Below are 19452 nucleotides of genomic sequence, written 5' to 3'. Positions count from 1 at the left end.
CGGATACGGTTCGTCGCCGCTTTTACCGCGGCGCGAGCCACAGCGCGAGCTTCGCGGCATCCTGCACGGCTAGCCGCAGGGTCGTGACGCCGGTGGGCAGCGTGAGGGGCAGCCGCAGAAGGCGCCGGTCGCGCGCCACCAGCGCGGTGATCTTCTTGAGCGCGCCGAGGTAGAGCGCGAGGTCATCGAGCCGCGCAATGCGCCAGCCCTGTGCCGGACGGCCCTTGGCGGCGGCCAGCTCGATGCCGATCCACTCGTCGTTGGCCGAGAAGCCGGCCTGCTCGGCCGCGCCGCCGCGCAGCACCATCTTGACCTGCACGCTGCCGCCGGACTCCGCCACGCGCAGGCCCAGTTCCTGCGCGCGCTGGGATGGGTCGTCGTTCGCGGCGACGCCGTGGCGGCCCAGCAGCTCAGCCAGCGGGAGCTCCTCGGTCGAGTGGACCCAGCGCGCGATCTCGTCCGAAAAGGAGCGGCCCCCGACGGCTTCCAGCGCCGCGGCGAAGTCGGCCTCGGCCACGGGGCCGCCGCCGCTGCGCTTCCACATCAGCCGCATCACGTCGTCGAGCGAGCCGCTGCCTTCGGCGCGCAGCGTCAGGTCGAAGCACAGGGCGACCAGCGCGCCCTTGGTGTAGTAGCTGATCGTGGTGTTGGCGGTCTGCTCGTCCTGCCGGTAGTACTTGACCCAGGCATCGAAGCTCGCCTGCGCCACCGACTGAACATGCCGGCCCGGTGCCTGCAGCACCTGGTTGACGGTCTTGTTGACCAGGCGCAGATAGCCTGCGTCGTCCAGGAGACCGGCGCGGCGAAGCAGGAGGTCGTCGTAGTAGCTGGTGAAGCCCTCGAAGAGCCACAGGAGCCGCGTGTAGTTCTCCTGGCCGTAGTCGTAGCGTTCGAACTCGACCGGCCGCAGGCGCTTCACGTTCCAGGTATGGAAATATTCGTGGCTGACCAGGCCCAGCAGCGTGGTGTAGCCATCGCCCTGCTTCTTGAGCCCGTGCTGCGGCAAGTCGCGCCTCGTGCAGATCAGCGCCGTCGAATGGCGATGCTCGAGACCGCCATAGCCGTCGTCCACCGCGTTGAGCATGAAGACGTAGCGGTCGTGCGGCGGCTTCGGCCCGCCGCGCTTGCCGACCTTGGCGCCGTGCCAGAAGCGCATCTGCGTCTCGCAGATGGCGCGCGTGTCGGCGATCAGGCGTTCGCCGTCGAAGGAGGGCGGTGCGCCGGCGACGACGAAGCGGTGCGGCACGCCGCAGGCCTCGAACTCGGCGCTCCAGAAGGCGCCCATCTCGACCGGGCTGTCTGCGAGTTCGTCGTAGCCGCCGGCGAGGTAGCTGCCGAAGCCCTGGCGATCGGTCTTGACGGGCTTCAGGGCCGTGGCGCAGGACCAGCGTTCCTCGTCCGGCTGGAGCGCGGGTGAGACGATCTCGATCGCATGCGGCCCGTCGGACTGGCCCTCGACGCGCAGGCACAGGCTGGTGCCGTTGAAGAATGCCCGCGCGCTGTCGAGCCAGGCGGTGCGCACCGAGTTGTCGTAGGCGCAGACCTGGTAGCGCAGCTCCAGCGGCTTGTCCGGTGCGCAGTCGATCTGCCAGCTGTGCTTGTCGCGCTGCTGTACGGCCAGCTTGCGCCGGCCCTGGCTGGCCTGTAGCTGCTGCAGGTTCTTCGAGAACTCGCGCACCAGGTAGCTGCCCGGGATCCACACCGGCAGGGAGACGCGCTGATCTGCGTCAGGCCGTTCGATGCGCAGGGTGATGGCGAACAGGTGCGCGTTGCGGTCCGCGCATTCGACGCGGTAGTGGATGGCCGCCGCGACCATCAGTTGATCGCGGCGAGGTGCTTCTCGACCTGCGCCGCCGGAATCGCTCCGGGGGCGCGCGTGCCGTTGCTGAAGATCAGCGTGGGCGTGCCGGTGATGTTGTACTTCTGGCCGAACTCGCGGTTGCGCGTGAGCGCGGCGGTATCGCACTCGGCCGTTTCGGGCGTGATGCCGCGCTGCATCCAATCGGCCCAGGCCTTGGCCTTGTCCTTGGCGCACCAGATGTTGCGCGACTTGGTCACCGAGTCCTGGCCCAGCACCGGGTAGAGGAAGAGATGGATGGTCACGTTGTCGACCTTGGCCAGGTCGCGCTCGAACTGCTTGCAATAGCCGCAGTTGGGATCCTCGAACACCGCGAGCTTGCGCTTGCCGTTGCCGCGCACGATCGTGAAGGCATCCTTCACGGGCAACTTGTCGAAGGCGACCTCGCTGAGCTTCTCGACGCGCTCCTCGGTCAGGTTGCGGCGCGCCTTGACGTCGATCAGGTTGCCCTGCAGCAGGTAGTTGCCCTGCTCGTCGGTGTAGAAGATCTCGAAGCCGTTGATGCGTACTTCGTAGAGTCCCGGCATCGGCGCCTTGCGGATCTCGTCGATCTTGGCGAACTGAGGGATGCGCGCTGCGAGGTTCTGGCGGATCTCGGCTTCGCCGGCCGTGGCACCCGGCGGGCAGCCAAGCGCCAGCGCGGCGAGGAATGCGGCGAGTGTGGGTACGGATTTCATGGTGGTGGTCTTGCTTGCGGAATTCATGGGCTGCCTTCGCCTTCGGCTGCGGTATTCGCCTTCGGAGCGGCCGTGGGGCTCATACCAGGCCCATGGCCTGCCTGGCGACCCAGTTCTTGATGAGCTGCGTGCGGTCGAAGCCGCGCATGCCCCAGTTGCGCAGGGCAGGCAGCGGGTCGGCGCTGTGCGCGAACAGCTGCTGCAGGCCGTCGGTGGCGAGGCTCATGGCCATGACCTCGGCCCGGCGCGAGCGTTCGTAGGCGCGCAGCAGCCGCGCGTCGCCCACGCTGCGCCAGTAGTCGCGATCCTTGATGACCTTCGCCAGGGCTGCAGCATCTGCCAAGCCCAGGTTGAGGCCCTGGCCCGCCAGCGGATGCACCGTGTGCGCGGCGTCGCCAGCCAGCGCCCAGGCACTGCCGTCGGCGAGCCGGCCGGTCCAGCGGTCTGCGATGGCGCGCTGCAGCGGCCAGGACGCGCGATCGCTGACCAGGCGCAGCGAGCCCAGCGCACCGTGGCTGGCCTCGTGCAAGGCGGCGTTGAACTGCTCGGCCGCCAGCGCGAGCAGCTCCGGCGCGCGCAACTGGTCGACCGACCACACCAGCGCGAGCTGCTTGCCGCTCATCGGGAGCAGCGCGAACACCTCGCCCCGGTCGTTGAACCATTGGCGTGCGGCGTTGTCGTGCGGTTCGTCGGCGACCACGCGTGCGGCGATCGCGTGCTGCGGATAGCGCGTGACCCCATAGCGCACGCCGAGCGTTTCGCGCGTGGCACTGATGCGGCCCTCGCAGACCACCGTGAGCGGCGCCTGCACCGGCTCGACCACGACTTCGATGCGGGACTGGAAGCGCACGGCGTCGGCGAGTTGCTGCTCCAGCGCGGGCACGTCGACGATCCAGGCCAGCGCCTCTACCTTCTGCCGCGCCGCATGGAAGTGCACGCGGCCGCCTTCGTCGCCATGCACCAGCATCTCGCGCACTGGCGTGGCATGCGGCGCATCGGGCCAGCCGCGCAGGGTGTCGAGCAGGGCCTTCGAGGCCGCGTTGAGGGCATAGGCGCGGACATCCTCCCTTTCGGCCGCTGCTGCGGGCGCCACCAGGGCGACGCGGACACGCTCGCGCGCCAGCAGCAGCGCCAGCGTTCGGCCGACGATGCCGGCGCCGCGAATGCAAACCTCGGGAGGAAGAGCCATCGGGGCATTGTAGGAGTCCGCTGCGGCCGACCTGCGGGACAATCGCCCGCTTCAGCCAAGGATTCCCCGTGACCGCTCCGCCCGACTTCGACCTGCAGGCGACCATCGCCCGCCTCTTCGTCTATCCGATCAAATCCTGTGCCGGCGTCGAGTTGCCCGAGGCGCTGCTGACCGAAACCGGACTGGAATTCGATCGCGCCTGGATGGTCGTCGACGCAGCGGGCGTGTTCGTCACCCAGCGCGAGCTGCCGCGCATGGCGCTGATCCGTCCGCAGATGAAGCACTCGGAGATGGTGCTGCGCGCCCCCGGCATGCTGGCGCTGCACATCGCCTTCGACCGGGTCGAGCAGCCGGTACGCGTGCGGGTCTGGAAGGACGAAGTGGCCGCTTACGACATGGGCGACATTGCGGCCCAATGGTTCAGCGACTTCCTGTCGCAGCCCGGCCGCCCCCAGAAGCTGCGGCTGGTGCGCTTCGACCCCGAGCACAAGCGGCTGTCGAGCCTGAAGTGGACTGGCGGCATCGAGGCGCAGAACCAGTTCGCCGATGGCTATCCGCTGCTGGTGGCGAGCGAGGGTTCGCTCACCGAGCTCAATGCGCGACTCGCCGCGCAGGGCCACGCGGCGGTGGGCATCGAGCGCTTCCGCCCCAACATCGTGCTGGCCGGCCTCGAGGCGCACGATGAGGACCGTGTGGAGCTGCTGCACGTGCGCACCGGCGAGGGCGAGGCCCGCCTGCAGCCGGTGAAGCCCTGCTCGCGCTGCCCGATCCCTGACATCGACCCGGCAACGGCCCAAAGCAGCCCCGCGGTGGGCGACACGCTGCGCACCTACCGCGCCGATCCGCGCGTCGACGGTGCCATCACCTTCGGCATGAACGCGATCGTGCTGCAGGGCATCGAGCACATGCTCCGGCGCGGGCAGCCGGTCGGCGCCAACCTGCGCTTCGAGTGAGGGTGAAGCGGCGCGCCTAAAATCCGCGCTTCCCCAAAGCATCCTGAAAGTCCCGCCATGAGTCTCCAGTGCGGCATCGTTGGCCTGCCCAACGTCGGCAAGTCCACCCTTTTCAACGCCCTGACCAAGGCTGGCATCGCGGCCGAGAACTATCCCTTCTGCACCATCGAGCCCAATGTCGGCGTGGTCGAGGTGCCCGATTCGCGGCTCGCCCAACTGGCCGAGATCGTGAAGCCGGAGCGCGTCGTGCCGGCCATCGTCGAGTTCGTCGACATTGCGGGCCTGGTGGCCGGCGCCAGCAAGGGCGAGGGCCTGGGCAACCAGTTCCTGGCCCACATCCGCGAAACCGACGCCATCGTCAACGTGGTGCGCTGCTTCGAGGACGAAAACGTGGTCCATGTGGCCGGCAAGGTCGACCCCATCTCCGACATCGAGGTGATCCAGACCGAGCTGTGCCTGGCCGACCTGGCCACCGTCGAGAAGGCGCTGCAACGTCATACCAAGACCGCGCGCTCGGGCGACAAGGAGGCCATCAAGCTGGTGGCTCTGCTCGAGAAATGCCAGGCCGCGCTCAACGACAACAAGCCGGTGCGCACGGTCGAGTTCAGCAAGGAAGACAAGCCGCTGATCAAGCAGTTCTCGCTGATCACCGCGAAGCCCGCGATGTTCGTCGGCAACGTGGCCGAGGACGGGTTCGAGAACAATCCCTTCCTGGACCGGCTGCGCGAGTACGCCGCGGCGCAGGACGCGCCGGTGGTCGCCATCAGCGCCAAGATCGAAGCCGAATTGGCCGACATGGACGAGGAGGACAGGAAGATGTTCCTCGCCGAGATCGGCCAGGACGAGCCGGGTCTCAACCGCTTGATCCGCGCCGCCTACAAGCTGCTGGGCCTTCAGACCTACTTCACCGCCGGCGTGAAGGAGGTGCGCGCGTGGACGATCCACATCGGCGACACCGGCCCGCAGGCGGCCGGTGTGATTCATACCGACTTCGAGAAGGGCTACATCCGCGCGCAGACCATTTCGTTCGCCGATTACATTGCCTACAAGGGCGAGCAGGGTGCGAAGGATGCCGGGAAGATGCGGGCGGAAGGGAAGGAATACGTCGTCAAGGATGGGGACGTGATGAACTTCCTGTTCAGCAGCTGAACATGATCACTGTTCATTGCCTCGACAAGCTGGGGTGAGCTGAGGGCAGATCAGTTCGGCCAGATGTAGAGAAGTGCCACCGTCATCGTGACGTAGCGCAGGAACTTGCCGATGGCCATGTAGAGCACGCAAGGCCAGAAGGAAAGCTTGAGCCAGCCTGCAACTGCGCAAAGCGGATCGCCCACCAAGGGGAGCCATGCCAGCAGGCAGGCCTTGGGTCCCAGTCTTTCGAGCCACGTCAGCACACGCATGTGGTGCTTCGAGTGCGAGTACTTGTCTGCCACCTGGTGCGCGGCGTAGCCGATCCACCAGTCCACGATGCCCCCGAGCGTGTTGCCCGCCGTCGCAACGCCGACGGCTGGCCAGAACAGTTCGGGGTTGAGCTTCAGCAGGCCGAACAGCGCCGGCTCGGAGCCGACCGGCAGCAACGTGGCCGAGATGAACGCGGCGATGAAAAGGGTGCTGAGCCCGAATTGCGGCAGCGCAAGAAGCGCAAGTAGAGAGTCGAGCCAGGCTTGCATGTGCGCTGGAGTATAGAAACATGCAGCCATATGCGGCGCGGACGTATAGATCGAAGCGTCGACTGCCGCACCCGCAATAGTGCAAATCATTGCAGCGGCCGCCTCGCGGCACAGCTACAATCGTGCCTCATTTTTCAGCAGCCTCCCGGCGCTCGCCACTTCCTCCATGACCCTGCAGATCGGCAACATCGTGCTGGAGAACCGTCTGTTCGTCGCACCCATGGCGGGCGTGACCGACCGGCCTTTCCGCATGCTGTGCCGCGAGCTTGGTGCCGGCTATGCCGTGAGCGAGATGGTCACCTCGCGCAAGGAACTGTGGAACTCGCTCAAGACCTCGCGCCGCGCCGATCATGACGGCGAGCCGGGACCCATCGCGGTTCAGATCGCCGGCACCGATGCCGCCATGATGGCCGAGGCTGCGCAGTACAACATCGAGCGGGGCGCGCAGATCATCGACATCAACATGGGCTGCCCGGCCAAGAAGGTCTGCAACAAGTGGGCCGGCTCCGCATTGATGCGCGACGAGCCGCTGGCGGTCGAGATCGTCGAAGCAGTGGTTCGTGCTGCGGCGCCGCACGACGTGCCGGTCACGCTCAAGATGCGCACCGGCTGGGACGAAGACCACCGCAATGCGGTTGCGCTGGCACGGCGCTTCGAAGACGCCGGCGTGCGCATGCTCACGGTACATGGCCGCACGCGTGAGCAGGGGTACAGGGGTGAGGCCGAGTACGACACCGTCGCCGCGGTCAAGTCGGCGGTGCGCGTGCCGGTGGCCGCCAACGGCGACATCGACTCGCCCGAGAAGGCACGCGATGTGCTGGCGCTCACTGGCGCCGATGCGCTGATGGTCGGCCGCGCTGCACAGGGGCGGCCCTGGATTTTTCGCGAGATCGCGCACTTCCTCGCGACCGGAACGCATCTCGCCCCGCCGCTGGTGGCCGAGGTGCGGCGCCTGATGCTCGACCACCTGCAGGAGCACTACGCGCTCTACGGCGACTACAGCGGCGTGCGCACCGCGCGCAAACACATTGGGTGGTACGTGCGCGACCTGCCTGGTGGCCAGCGGTTCCGCAGCGAGATGAATGCCATCGAGGATTGCGAGACGCAGTGGCGCGCGGTGGCGGACTTCTTCGATGTGCTGGCGGCACAGATGGACCGCATTCCGCCCAACGTAGGCGGCAGCGCGCGAACGCCCAGCGATGAGCAGGCCGACGCGTTGGCATGAAATCAACAAAGAAATGCAGAGCAGAGGGCCATGAGCAAAAAGCACATTGAAGACTGCGTGCGAAGCAGCCTGGACAGCTACTTCCGCGATCTGCGTGGCACCGAGCCCGACGGCATGTACGACATGCTGGTGCGCGTGGTCGAGAAGCCCTTGCTCGACGTCGTGATGACGCGGGCCGAGGGCAACCAGTCCAAGGCCGCTCAATGGCTGGGCCTGAACCGCAACACGCTGCGCAAGAAGCTGGTCGAACACAAACTCCTGAAATAGCCACATGGCACTGACTGCACTGATTTCCGTCTCCGACAAGGCCGGCATCCTCGAATTCGCGCAAGCCCTGCATGCGCTGGGCATCCGGCTCCTGTCCACCGGCGGCACCGCCAAGCTGCTGGCCGATGCCGGCCTGCCCGTCACCGAGGTGGCCGAGCTCACCGGCTTTCCAGAGATGCTCGACGGCCGGGTGAAGACACTTCACCCCAAGGTGCACGGTGGGCTGCTGGCGCGTCGCGATGTGCCCGCCCACATGGCGGCGCTCGAGCAGCAGGGCATAGACACCATCGACCTGCTGGTGGTCAATCTCTATCCCTTCGAGGCCACGGTCGCGAAGCCTGGCTGCACGCTCGACGACGCGATCGAGAACATCGACATCGGCGGGCCCGCCATGGTGCGCAGCGCCGCGAAGAACTGGAAGGACGTCGGTGTTCTGACGGACGCCTCGCAATATGCGCAGGCGCTTGCGGAACTGAAGGCCGAAGGCCAACTCAGCCAGAAGACGAAGTTCGCCTTCTCGGTGGCGGCCTTCAACCGCATCAGCCAGTACGACGGCGCGATCAGCGACTATCTTTCAGGCCTCCAGGACAACGGCACGCATGCGTTGTTCCCGGCACAAAGCAACGGCCGGTTCGTCAAGCTGCAGGACCTGCGCTATGGCGAGAATCCGCACCAGCAGGCGGCCTTCTATCGCGACCTTTTCCCGGCGCCTGGCTCGCTGGTCAGCGCGAAGCAGTTGCAGGGCAAGGAGCTCAGCTACAACAACATCGCCGACGCAGACGCGGCCTGGGAATGCGTGAAGAGCTTCGATACCCCGGCCTGCGTGATCGTCAAGCATGCGAACCCCTGCGGCGTGGCGATCGGCAAGGACGCGCACGAGGCCTATGACAAGGCCTTCAAGACGGATCCCACCTCGGCCTTCGGCGGCATCATCGCCTTCAACCGGCCGCTGGACCGCGCCGCCGCGGAGGCTGTCTCCAGGCAGTTCGTCGAGGTGCTCATGGCGCCCGGCTATGCGCCCGAGGCACTGGAGGTGTTCAAGAGCAAGGTCAACGTCCGCATCCTCGAGATCGCGCTACCGCCGGGCGGCAAGACGGCCTGGGAACAAGGCCGCAACCTGGTGGACGTCAAGCGCATCGGCTCGGGCCTGCTCATGCAGACGGCGGACAACCGCGAGCTGTCGATCGACGAACTCAAGGTGGTGACGAAGAAGCAGCCAACGCCCCAGCAGTTGCAGGATCTTCTGTTCGCCTGGAAGGTCGCGAAGTACGTCAAGAGCAACGCCATCGTGTTCTGCGCCGACGGCATGACCATGGGCGTCGGCGCGGGCCAGATGAGCCGCCTCGATTCGGCGCGCATCGCGAGCATCAAGGCGCAGCACGCGGGCCTGTCGCTGTCGGGCACGGCAGTGGCGAGCGATGCCTTCTTCCCGTTCCGCGACGGGCTGGACGTGGTGGTCGACGCCGGCGCGAGCTGCGTGATCCAGCCCGGCGGCTCGATGCGCGATCAAGAGGTGATCGATGCCGCGGACGAGCGCGGCGTGGCGATGGTGTTCTCGGGCGTTCGCCATTTCCGCCACTGAGCGGACTGGAGAAGCAGTGCTTCAGCTCGAGATCATGCGCGCGGCAAGGTCTTGAAGATGTCGCGCGCGGCCTCGATGGTGGCCGCGAGATCCTCGTCACTGTGAGCCGCGCTCACGAAGCCCGCCTCATAGAGCGCCGGCGCGATGTAGATGCCGCGTGCCAGGAGCCCGTGGAAGAGCGTGTTGAATCTTGCGTTGTCCGTGACCATGACCTGGGCGTAGTTCTGCGGCAGTTGCTCGAGCAGGAAGAAGCCGAACATGCCGCCTTCGCTGTCGGCGCTGAAAGGCACGCCTTCCGCTTGCGCGGCGGCCTTCAGGCCGTCGACCAGCATGCGGGTCTTCCGTGACAGCGCGTCGAAGAAGCCTGGCCTCGCCACCTCCTTCAGCGTAGCGAGGCCGCAGGCCGTTGCCACCGGGTTGCCCGATAGCGTGCCGGCCTGATAGACCGGGCCCAGCGGTGCCAACTGCTCCATGATCGCGCGCGGGCCGCCGAAGGCGGCGAGCGGCATGCCGCCGCCGATGACCTTGCCCAGCACCGTGAGGTCGGGCCGCACCCCCAGCACGCCCTGGGCGCCGTGCAGGCCAACGCGGAATCCGGTCATGACCTCGTCGAACACGAGCAGCGCGCCATACTGCGTGCAGAGCTCGCGGCAGCGCTGCGCGAAAGCCGCACTCGCGCGCACGAAGTTCATGTTGCCCGCGATGGCCTCGATCATCAGGCCCGCGATCTCGTGGCCATGCAACGTGAAGGCCTCCTCCAGCTGCGCGAGGTTGTTGTACTCGAGCACCAGCGTGTGCTGCACCACCTCGGGCGGAACGCCGGCCGAGGTCGGATTGCCGAAGGTCGCGAGGCCGGAGCCGGCCTTGACCAGCAATGCATCGGCATGGCCGTGGTAGCAGCCCTCGAACTTGATGATGTACTTGCGGCCGGTAGCGCCGCGAGCCAGGCGCAGCGCGCTCATCGCAGCCTCGGTACCCGAACTCACGAGGCGCACCATCTCCATCGAAGGCACGAGCGCGAGGATCGCTTCGGCGAGCTCGATCTCGCGCTCGGTGGGCGCGCCGAATGAGAAGCCCTCGGTCACGGCGCGCTGCACCGCCTCGACCACCGCCGGGTGGCCGTGGCCGAGGATCATCGGGCCCCAGGAGCCGATGTAGTCGATGTAGCGTCGATCGGCCGCGTCCCAGAAATAGGCGCCCTGGGCACGCTTCACGAAGCGCGGCGTGCCGCCGACGGCCCGGAAGGCACGTACCGGCGAATTGACGCCGCCAGGGATGACGGCGCGGGCGCGCTCGAAGAGGGTGTCGTTGGGATCGGTGTTTTGCATGGCGTCAGCGAGGGGACCTAGTGCCGGGTGTCGTGTGGCGGCAGGGCGAGATCGATGGATGAGAGGGGGTCGTCATTCTCCTCGTCCTCCTCGGCCTGGGCCCAGAAGAGGCGGTCGGGCAACACATGGCCCATGCCGGGACGGAAACCTGCGTCCAGGCAGCGGTCCATGTAGCTCAGCGCCTCGGTGGCAGCGGCGGCAAGGTCGGTGCCGCTGGCCAGAAGTGCAGCCAGGGCGGCGGAGAGCGTGTCGCCGGCGCCGGCGAACACGGCGTCGAGCCGCTCGTACTTTTCGCTGGCGAGCACGGACTGCGGCGAGGCCAGGACGTTGTCGAAATACTGGTCGGGCAGCACCATTCCTGTCACCAGCGTGTAGGGCACGCCCATCTCGCCCGCAGCGCGTGCGATGTCGCGCGCGCTGGGCGGACGTTCGCCGGCCCAGTCAGGCAGCAACCAGCGCCACAGCGTACTGTGATTGCCGACCAGCACGGTGGTCTGAGGCAGCACCAGCTCGCGGAAGGCGTCGAGATACGCCTCGATCTGCGTGTCTTCCCACCAGGACAGGTTGGGCATGTAGGCGACCACGGGTACTTCGGGGTAGTCGGTTGCTGTCTCTGCCACGGTGCTGAGGTTCTCGGGGGAGCCCACGAAGCCCACCTTGATCAGCTGGACCTCCACGTCCTCCAGGATCGTGCGCGCCTGCTCGGCGACGGCTTCCTCATCGAAGGGAAAGTGGTCGAAGATCTCGGAGGTGTCACGCGCGTAGGCGCCGGTCACGACGGGCAGCATGTGAGCACCGACCGAGGCAATGGCCACCGCGTCGCAGGCGAGGCCGCCGGCACCGCTGGGGTCGCTCGCGTTGAAGACCAGCACGCAGGGCAGGGCCGGTTCGCTCTCCGCGCTGACTTCGTCGCTGGTGGGGTCGGTAAGATCGCTCACTTTGTAGCCTTGCTCCATTGGTAATAAGTAAGTTGTCATGTGCAGCGGGGCCTACCAAATGGTGGCGTATCCGAGACGCTTATCACGCGATTTTTTGATACGTCTGGATACGATCGTTGCATTCTATGAACAGGGACTTTAAGCTGCGATGAACACGAAAACCTGGATGTGCCTGATTTGCGGGTGGATCTATGACGAAACGGTGGGGGTACCCGAAGATGGTATTGCGCCAGGCACGGCATGGGCAGATGTTCCGATGAATTGGACCTGTCCTGAATGCGGGGCGCGCAAGGAAGACTTCGAGATGGTTGAAATCTGAAGCATGGCATAGGGGCCGTGCTTCTTGCGCCCCGCGAGGGGCGTTTCGGTCTTAGAGTGTCACAAAGGAGCGGCGAGAATGAGCTCGAATGGATCCGGTTACAAGGTTCTCGTCATCGACGACAGCAACACCATCCGGCGCAGTGCCGAAATCTTTCTCAAGCAAGGCGGCCATGAGGTGTTGCTGGCAGAGGACGGTTTTGACGCGCTGTCGAAGGTCAACGACCATAAGCCGCACCTGATCTTCTGCGACATTCTCATGCCGCGCCTCGACGGCTACCAGACCTGCGCCATCATCAAGCGCAACGCCCACTTCTCCAGCGTCCCGGTTGTGATGCTGTCCTCCAAGGATGGCGTATTCGACAAGGCGCGCGGCCGCATGGTCGGCTCCCAGGACTACCTCACCAAACCCTTCACCAAAGACCAGCTGCTGCAGGCCGTGCAGCAGTTCGGCGTCGTTTCGCAGGAAGTGCAGTAATGGCTATTCGCAAAGTGCTCGTGGTCGACGACTCCAAGACGGAGTTGATCTTCCTGACCGATCTCCTCCAGAAGAATGGCTTCTCGGTGAAGACTGCCGAGAACGCGGAGGACGCCATGCGCCGCCTCGAGGAAGAGCAGCCCGACCTGATCCTCATGGACATCGTCATGCCGGGCCAGAACGGCTTCCAGCTCACACGCGCGATCGCGCGCAACCCGCAGTACGCGTCGGTGCCCATCATCATGTGCACCAGCAAGAACCAGGAGACCGATCGGCTCTGGGGCATGCGGCAGGGCGCTCGCGACTACATCGTCAAGCCGGTCAATGCGGCCGAACTGATCGCCAAGATCAGCGCGCTGGCCTGACCGCGCGGCCTTTTTCTTCCTCCCCGTACATGGCTAACCGCGACGCTCTACGCGCTTTCCAGTCCCGGCTCGCCAGTCGCCTGCAGGCGGCGCGCACTTCGGGTGTGTCCGCCTCCTGGCTCGCCGTCGAGGCGGGCGAGGCGAAATACCTGTTTCCGCTCGGGCATGCCGGCGAGATCTTTCCCTGGACTCCGCCGCAAGCGGTGCCGTACGCACAGCCCTGGTTCCTGGGCGTCGCCAACCTGCGCGGTGGCTTGTACGGGATCGTGCAACTGTCCACCTTCGCATCCGGTGAGGCCGCCACCGGCAGCGACGCGACACGCGCCCAGTCGCGCTTGGTGGCGCTCAATGAAATGCTGGAAGTCAACTGCGCCCTGCTGATCGACCGCTTGGTGGGGCTGCGCGGCGTGGAAGCCTTCACCGCATCGCAGCCGCCCGACGGCGACGCGCCTTCCTGGCTGGGGCACGCCTACACCGACGCGGCCGGTGAGCGCTGGCAGGAAATCAACCTGCAGGCCCTGTCGCAGCAACCGCAATTTTTGAGTATCGGCGCCTGAGCGCAGCGCCTTGCACCGACCACTTACCTGAAGGACCGACCGTGAGCTCGATCGCCGACAAGTTCAAGAAATTCCTGCCCGCGGGCGGCGACAATGCCTCCATGCGTGTCGACAGCGGGTCGACGTTGTCGATGGACGGCGGCGAAACCCTGCAACCGCCCGAGGAGAAGACGGTGCGGATCCGACGCGATTCGACGCCCGATCCGACACCTGAGACGGTGGTTCTCGCCATGGACGCTGCCAACGACCAATCCCCTGCCGCCGCGATCGACAACGACCCCGTCCTGGCCGAAAGCCCCGGCGCCGCGCCCTCTGAGCCGGCTGCCGGCGGAGGCTCGCTTCGTTCCAATCCCGCGCGCCAGCAGCGCGTGCTGGCGATCGTGCTCGCCGCCGTGGTGCTCCTCCTGCTGCTGGTGGCTGGCTCCGCCATCCTGCGCGCCGAACGGCTGGCGCAGCAGGTGGCCGCCACCGGCCAATCGCTGATGCAATCGCAGCGCCTGGCCAAGTCGGTGTCACAGGCCCTGGTGGGTAACGTACCGGCCTTCACGGAGGTGAAGGAGAGCTCGGACGACCTGACGCGCCGCGTGCAGGGTCTTGCCAACGGCGACGATGCGCTCAAGCTGGAGCGCGTGGGCTCCCAGTACGAAGCAGAGCTCGCCAAAATTACGCCGCTGGTCGAGCGTGCCGACAAGAGCGCCAAGGCTGTGCTGGCGCAACAGAAGATCCTGACCCAGGTCGGCACCGCGCTGCGCGATATCAACCGCCAGTCCTCGGACCTGCTCGAAATGACCGAGACCGTGGCCTCGCTGAAGATGCAGCAGAACGCGACGCTGCCCGAAATTTCCGCCGCAGGCCAACTGGTGATGCTGACGCAGCGCATCGGCAAGTCGGCCAACGAATTCCTGACTGTCGAAGGCGTGAGCCCCGATGCCGTGTTCCTGCTGGGCAAGGACCTGAACACCTTCCAGGAAGTCACCCGCGGCCTGCTCGAAGGCAATGCCCAGCAGCGCCTGCCGGGCACGCGCGACGCGCAGACGCGCCAGCAGCTCGAGACGATCCTCAAGACCTATGAACAGACCCGGACGCAGGCGGGCGCCATCCTCGGAAACCTGCAGGGCCTGGTGGCTGCACGTGAGGCGCAGGCTGCGATCCTGGCCGACAGCGAACCCCTGCGCACCTCGCTCAGCGATCTGCAGGAGAAGCTTTCGGCCCGCACCGGCCTCGGCGCCGGCACGGTGGTGATGCTCTTCGTGCTGTCGCTGGCCGCCCTGGCGCTCGCAGGTGCGATCGGCTTCGTGCAGGTGCGCGAGGGGCGCGAGCGGGCACTGGCCGCCGAGCGCGAGCGGATCGCCGCCGAGCGCGCCAGCGAGGACGCCGGCCGCGTCAATGCCGCCAACCAGGCGGCCATCTTGCGGCTCATGAACGAACTGCAGACCGTGGCGGAGGGCGACCTGACCCAGGAAGCCACCGTGACCGAGGACATCACCGGCGCCATCGCCGACTCGGTGAACTACACGGTCGAGGAACTACGCTTGCTGGTGGGCAACGTGCAGAACACGGCCACGCGCGTGGCGCAAACCACCTCGCAGGTGGAAAGCACCTCGACCGAGCTGCTGGCGGCCTCCACCGAGCAGCTTCGGGAGATCCGCGAGACCGGCCAGTCGGTGCTGACCATGGCGGAGCGCATCAACGGCGTGTCTTCCCAGGCGCAGGAATCGGCAACGGTGGCGCGCCAGTCGCTGCAGGCTGCGTCCTCCGGCCTGCAGGCGGTGCAGAACGCGATCGGCGGCATGAACTCGATCCGTGACCAGATCCAGGAAACCTCCAAGCGGATCAAGCGCCTTGGCGAATCGTCGCAGGAGATCGGCGAAATCACCGAGCTGATCTCGGACATTACCGAACAGACCAACGTGCTGGCCCTGAACGCCGCCATCCAGGCCGCGTCCGCCGGTGAAGCCGGCCGCGGCTTCTCGGTGGTGGCGGAAGAAGTGCAGCGACTGGCGGAGCGCTCCGCCGACGCCACGCGCCAGATCGCGGCACTGGTGAAGGCCATTCAGACCGACACGCAGGACGCGGTCGGCGCCATGGAACGCTCCACGCAGGGCGTGGTCGAGGGGGCCAAGCTCTCTGATAACGCCGGTACTGCACTGTCCGAGATCGACCGCGTGTCGCGCCGGCTGGCCGAGCTGATCGAGCAGATCTCGCAGTCCGCTTCACGCGAAGCCGATTCTGCCAACGTGGTCGCCGCCAACATCCAGCACATCTTCGCCGTGACCGAGCAGACCGGCGAAGGCACGCGCACCACTGCCCAGCAGGTGCGCGAGCTCTCACACATGGCCGAGGAACTGCGCCAGTCTGTGGCCCGCTTCAAGATTGCCTGAACCCCGAGCATCCAACGTGTCGATCCAAAGCCCCGCCACCGCCCCGAAAGCCGGTCACGCGCCGGCCCATGAAGATCTCGGGCCGCTGGCCTGGGTGCTCGGAGAGATCCAGAAGTCGCTCGACAATGCCAGCAAGACGCTGAAGCGCTTCGCGCGAGAGGGCGGAGGCAGCGTTGAAGCCGACACCGCACCGCTGCGCCTGGCCAGGCAGCAACTGCACCAGGCCGTCGGCGCACTGCAGATGGTAGGCCACCCGGCCCCTGCGCTGGTGCTGGGGGCGATGGAGTTCGCCGTCCAGAGCTTCATCTCGGAACCGGCGCGCTGCACTGAGGCCGCAGCCCAGAAGATCGATCGCGCTGGCTTCGCTGTCGCCGACTTCCTCAACGCGCAGCTGGCGGGCAAGACCGTGTCCTCGGTGGCGCTGTTCCCGCAGTATCGCGACGTGCTAGAGCTGGTGGGCAACGAGCGCGTCCACCCGGCCGACCTCTGGGACATGAATTGGCGCTGGGCCGAGATCAAGCCCTCGCCCACCCAGACGGCGATGGTGTACGACCCCGCGGTGCGCTCCAAGCTTGACCGCGAGGTGCTCAAGATCGTCAAGAACGGCGACGACCAGGCTGCACGTCGGCTGCAGGCCCTCTGTCTGAGCCTGGGCCGCGGCGCCTCGTTGCCGCGCGTGGCGAGCTTCTGGACGCTGGCGGCCGGCTTCTTCGAAGCGCTTGCACTGGCGTTGATCCCCGCCGACGCCCACGTCAAGCGCGCCGCATCCCGCGTCCTGCTGCAATACGCCACGTTGGCCCGCGGTGACAACACCGTTTCCGACCGCCTCGGCCAGGACCTGCTGTTCTTCTGTGCCCAGGCTGTGCCCGGCCCGGGCGACGAGGCAGCCACCCTGCGTGCGGTGCGCGTCGCCTGGGGCGTGGCCAACGAGCAGAAGGTCGACTACACAATCGAGCAGTTCGGCCGTTTCGAACCGCAGGTGCTGATACAGGCGCGCAAGCGCATCGAGACCGCGAAGGAAATGTGGTCGGCACTCTCGGGTGGCGACGTGTCGCGCACGCGCCAGGTGGCCGACACCTTTGCGCAGCTAGGCGAGTCGCTGCAGAAGTTGCATCCGCCCAGCCTGCCGATGGTTCAGGCCTTGAACAACGCGGTCGATGCCTCGATACGCTCGGGCCGGCCGCCTGCCACCGAGTTGGCGATGGAGGTCGCGACGTCGGTGCTCTACCTCGAGGCCGCCTTCGAGGACCTCGACCCGCACGATCGCCAACTCACGGCGCGTACCGTCCAGTTGGCCGGGCGTATCGAGCGCGCGCGGGATGGCGGCCGCTCGGAGCCGCTTGAGCCATGGATGGAGGAGCTGTACCGCCGGGTGAGCGACCGCCAGACCATGGGTACCGTGGTCGGCGAGCTGCGCAGCCATCTGAGCGAGCTCGAGAAGTCGCTCGACCAGTTCTTCCGCCGGCCGACTGAGAAGGGCCTGCTGCGCACGGTGCCGACGCAGCTGCTGCAGATGAAGGGCGTGTTCTCGGTGTTGGGGCTCGACCAGGCGGCCCAGACCGTGCAACGCATGCGCGAGAACGTCGATCGCCTGCTGGCCGAGGAGGCATCCGCCAGCGACGCCTCGGACTTCGACCCGCTGGGCAACAACCTCGGCGCCCTAGGCTTCCTCATCGACATGCTGAGCTACCAGCCAGCACTGGCGAAGCGTCTGTTCGTTTTCGACGCCGAAGCCGGCGAGCTCAAGCCGCTGATGGGCCGCCAGGCGGCCGAGGCGGCCGCGCCAGAGGCGGCGCCGCCCGTGTCTTTCGCCTCGGCATCCGGGCCGGTCTCGGTCACCGACACCGTGCTCAGCGTCGAGGAGGTCGATGCCCAGATTGCGGCCAAGCTCGCTGCGTTGGCGACGCCGGCACGCAAGGCGCCTCCGCCGCCGATCGAGGAAGTCAGCCGTCCGAGCGCGAGCTGGACAGCCAAGATCACCGGCCCGGCGCCGCTGGAAGGTCTGCCCGATACCGAAGTGCGGGAGCTGGAGGAAGACGATCTCCAGAACATCTTCCTTGACGAGGCTCGCGAGGTGCTGCACAACGGCTTGGCCGCGGTCTCGGCGCTCGGCTCGCGCCCGGACGACAACGGCGAGTTGACCGTGCTGCGCCGCGCCTTCCACACTCTCAAGGGCAGCTCGCGCATGGTCGGGCTGATGGACTTCGGCGAGGCAGCCTGGTCATTCGAGCAGGTGCTCAATACCTGGCTGGCCGACCAGCGCCCCGCCACGCCCGAGTTGCTTGCCGGCACGCGCCGAGCATTGACCGATTTCGCGAAATGGGTCGAGGCCATCGCCGCCAACGAGCCGCACGGCTGGCAATCCGCGCCGTTCTGCAGTATCGCGGAGTCGTTGCGCACCGGCGAGCCAATCGCGCCGCACGCGCCCGTGGCAGACGCCGACACCCTGGTCGCGGCGGCGCGCCACATCGCAGCCGAGGAGAACCTGGTCGAGGCCAAGGTCACGCCCGACGCGGAGCCCGAACCGCTGCCGCATCCCGAGCCCCTGCCTCTGCCGGAATTGCCCGACCTGGAATTGGGACCGCTGACTTTCGACGCGCCGGCAGGAGCGCCGCGCGCCGTCGAGGCCGAACCCGCGAGCGCCGAGGTGCAGGCGCATCCCGCCGCTGGCGATGACGATTTCGCCTCGACCGATTTCCTCGACTTCGACGACCGGTCAAGGCGGCCGCCGGAGGAGCCGCAGCTGCCGGCCGAGCTGGAAGAGATAGATTTCCTCGAGACCGCGCAGGCCAGCATCGAGCCATTGCTGCCCTTCCCGGCCGCCGAGCGCCCCGTCGCGCCCCATGCCGATGCGCTCCCCGTGCCCCTGCTGAAGGAAGCATCGGTGGAGGAGGAGCCCGGGCACGAATCCTTGCCGGAACTCTCGCTGGAACTGCGCCTGGAGTCCGCGCCCGAAGAAGCCGTCGTCGAGCCGCGCATGGAGGCGGCGCCCGAACCGGAGGTTCAGATCTCCGCGCCCGCCGTGCCCGCCGTGCCCGCGTTGCCGGAGCCGGCCGCCGAGCTGCAGCCCGAACTCGAACCCCTGCCCGAACCACCTTTCGCTGCCCCTGCGTTCGCGGAAGCCGTGCCGGCCGAGATGCCGCCGGTGGCTGGCGTCGACGACCAGGTCAAGGTGATCGGCCCGTTGCGAATCGGCATCGCGCTCTACAACGTCTACCTCGTCGAGGCCGACGAGTGGTCGCGGCAACTGGCCCACGAAGTCGGCGAATGGGCGCTCGAATCGCACCGGCAAGTGCCGGAGTCCTCCATCAATCTGGCGCATTCGCTGGCGGGCAGTTCCTCGACCGTCGGCTTCCAGGGGCTTTCGGACATGGCGCGTTCCTTCGAGGCCGCGCTGCAGCACCTGTACATGCAGGGCCGCGGCGGCACGCCGGCACAGGGTGCGGTGCTGGTGGCTGCGGCGGAGGAACTGCGGCGCCTGCTGCACCAGTTCGCGGCCGGCTTCCTCAAGGAGCCTGCCGCCGCGACGCTGCGCGCGCTGCGCGAGGTGGCGGAATCGCCAATGCCCCTCGAGATCGGCGAGACGGCTGCCGTCGCCGCCGCGATGCTGCGTCCCGGCGGCGCCGATGTGGCGCTCGACGAGGGCGAGGATGCGATCGACGTGGC

At 67.0% G+C, this 19452-nt stretch carries 17 protein-coding genes; 11 read left to right on the top strand and 6 right to left on the bottom strand.

Translation table 11 applies throughout. The annotated features are described in order from the left end of the window. Positions 1-22 precede the first annotated feature (22 nt). Genes APY03_RS31940 through APY03_RS31930 form a run of 3 tightly spaced genes read right to left on the bottom strand, consistent with a single transcriptional unit; the run spans position 23 to position 3724 of the window. Positions 23-1816, bottom strand: coding sequence for a M61 family metallopeptidase (locus APY03_RS31940; RefSeq protein ID WP_068683518.1), 1794 nt, complete (start codon positions 1814-1816; stop codon positions 23-25). Then, a complete protein-coding gene (locus tag APY03_RS31935; protein ID WP_232081149.1) occupies positions 1816-2562 on the bottom strand; it encodes a DsbC family protein in 747 nt (248 codons plus the stop codon). The genes APY03_RS31940 and APY03_RS31935 overlap by 1 nt, the downstream gene beginning before the upstream one ends. 52 nt (positions 2563-2614) lie before the next feature. Then, positions 2615-3724 (bottom strand): FAD-dependent monooxygenase, encoded by a 1110-nt coding sequence (locus APY03_RS31930; protein WP_068683516.1) that lies wholly within the window; start codon positions 3722-3724, stop codon positions 2615-2617. Between the two features lie 68 nt (positions 3725-3792). Here APY03_RS31930 and APY03_RS31925 point away from each other — a divergent pair, with 68 nt between their 5' ends. Continuing rightward, positions 3793-4677: an MOSC domain-containing protein gene (locus tag APY03_RS31925; protein ID WP_068683514.1), complete on the top strand. Its 885-nt coding sequence runs from the start codon at positions 3793-3795 to the stop codon at positions 4675-4677. A 57-nt stretch (positions 4678-4734) separates the two neighbouring features. Next, positions 4735-5826 carry a redox-regulated ATPase YchF gene (gene ychF, locus APY03_RS31920; protein WP_068683512.1) on the top strand — a complete coding sequence of 364 codons (1092 nt, stop codon included), beginning with the start codon at positions 4735-4737 and terminating at the stop codon, positions 5824-5826. A 50-nt stretch (positions 5827-5876) separates the two neighbouring features. Here the strand turns inward: ychF and APY03_RS31915 are convergent, their stop codons facing one another. Next, a complete protein-coding gene (locus tag APY03_RS31915) occupies positions 5877-6347 on the bottom strand; it encodes a YqaA family protein (RefSeq protein WP_068683510.1) in 471 nt (156 codons plus the stop codon). Positions 6348-6513: 166 nt separating this feature from the next. Here APY03_RS31915 and dusB point away from each other — a divergent pair, with 166 nt between their 5' ends. The 3 genes from dusB to purH are packed head-to-tail and all read left to right on the top strand — an operon-like array spanning position 6514 to position 9421. Next, positions 6514-7572, top strand: coding sequence for a tRNA dihydrouridine synthase DusB (gene dusB, locus APY03_RS31910; RefSeq protein WP_068683592.1), 1059 nt, complete (start codon positions 6514-6516; stop codon positions 7570-7572). A gap of 30 nt (positions 7573-7602) precedes the next feature. Further along, positions 7603-7839 carry a Fis family transcriptional regulator gene (locus APY03_RS31905; protein ID WP_068683508.1) on the top strand — a complete coding sequence of 79 codons (237 nt, stop codon included), beginning with the start codon at positions 7603-7605 and terminating at the stop codon, positions 7837-7839. A gap of 4 nt (positions 7840-7843) precedes the next feature. Next, positions 7844-9421: a bifunctional phosphoribosylaminoimidazolecarboxamide formyltransferase/IMP cyclohydrolase gene (gene purH, locus APY03_RS31900; protein WP_068683505.1), complete on the top strand. Its 1578-nt coding sequence runs from the start codon at positions 7844-7846 to the stop codon at positions 9419-9421. A gap of 32 nt (positions 9422-9453) precedes the next feature. Here the strand turns inward: purH and hemL are convergent, their stop codons facing one another. Then, entirely contained in the window at positions 9454-10749 is a 1296-nt protein-coding gene (gene hemL / locus APY03_RS31895; RefSeq protein WP_068683503.1) for a glutamate-1-semialdehyde 2,1-aminomutase, read from the bottom strand. A 17-nt stretch (positions 10750-10766) separates the two neighbouring features. Continuing rightward, on the bottom strand, positions 10767-11726 hold the full coding sequence (gene thiD / locus APY03_RS31890; RefSeq protein ID WP_068683501.1) for a bifunctional hydroxymethylpyrimidine kinase/phosphomethylpyrimidine kinase: 960 nt from the start codon (positions 11724-11726) through the stop codon (positions 10767-10769). Between the two features lie 109 nt (positions 11727-11835). Between thiD and APY03_RS40795 the strand changes: the two genes are divergently transcribed. The 6 genes from APY03_RS40795 to APY03_RS42870 form a co-directional block, all read left to right on the top strand. Continuing rightward, the gene (locus APY03_RS40795) at positions 11836-12006 is read left to right on the top strand and encodes a rubredoxin (protein ID WP_083944691.1); all 171 of its coding nucleotides are present in this window, start codon (positions 11836-11838) and stop codon (positions 12004-12006) included. A 78-nt stretch (positions 12007-12084) separates the two neighbouring features. Beyond that, on the top strand, positions 12085-12483 hold the full coding sequence (locus APY03_RS31885; protein WP_068683500.1) for a response regulator: 399 nt from the start codon (positions 12085-12087) through the stop codon (positions 12481-12483). Continuing rightward, positions 12483-12848 (top strand): response regulator, encoded by a 366-nt coding sequence (locus APY03_RS31880; protein ID WP_068683498.1) that lies wholly within the window; start codon positions 12483-12485, stop codon positions 12846-12848. The genes APY03_RS31885 and APY03_RS31880 overlap by 1 nt, the downstream gene beginning before the upstream one ends. Positions 12849-12877: 29 nt before the next feature. Continuing rightward, positions 12878-13405, top strand: a complete 528-nt coding sequence (locus APY03_RS31875) for a chemotaxis protein CheW (RefSeq protein ID WP_068683496.1) — start codon at positions 12878-12880, stop codon at positions 13403-13405. Between the two features lie 41 nt (positions 13406-13446). After that, positions 13447-15786, top strand: coding sequence for a methyl-accepting chemotaxis protein (locus tag APY03_RS31870; protein WP_068683494.1), 2340 nt, complete (start codon positions 13447-13449; stop codon positions 15784-15786). Positions 15787-15802: 16 nt separating this feature from the next. Continuing rightward, positions 15803-19452: Hpt domain-containing protein (locus tag APY03_RS42870; protein ID WP_198161336.1), on the top strand; the 3650-nt coding region annotated here is incomplete at its 3' end.

The sequence above is a fragment of the Variovorax sp. WDL1 genome (assembly GCF_001541225.1).
Taxonomy (GTDB): Bacteria; Pseudomonadota; Gammaproteobacteria; order Burkholderiales; family Burkholderiaceae_C; genus Variovorax.
The sequence above is the reverse complement of the archived record's forward strand: the minus strand, read 5'-3'. Positions and strand labels throughout refer to the sequence as shown.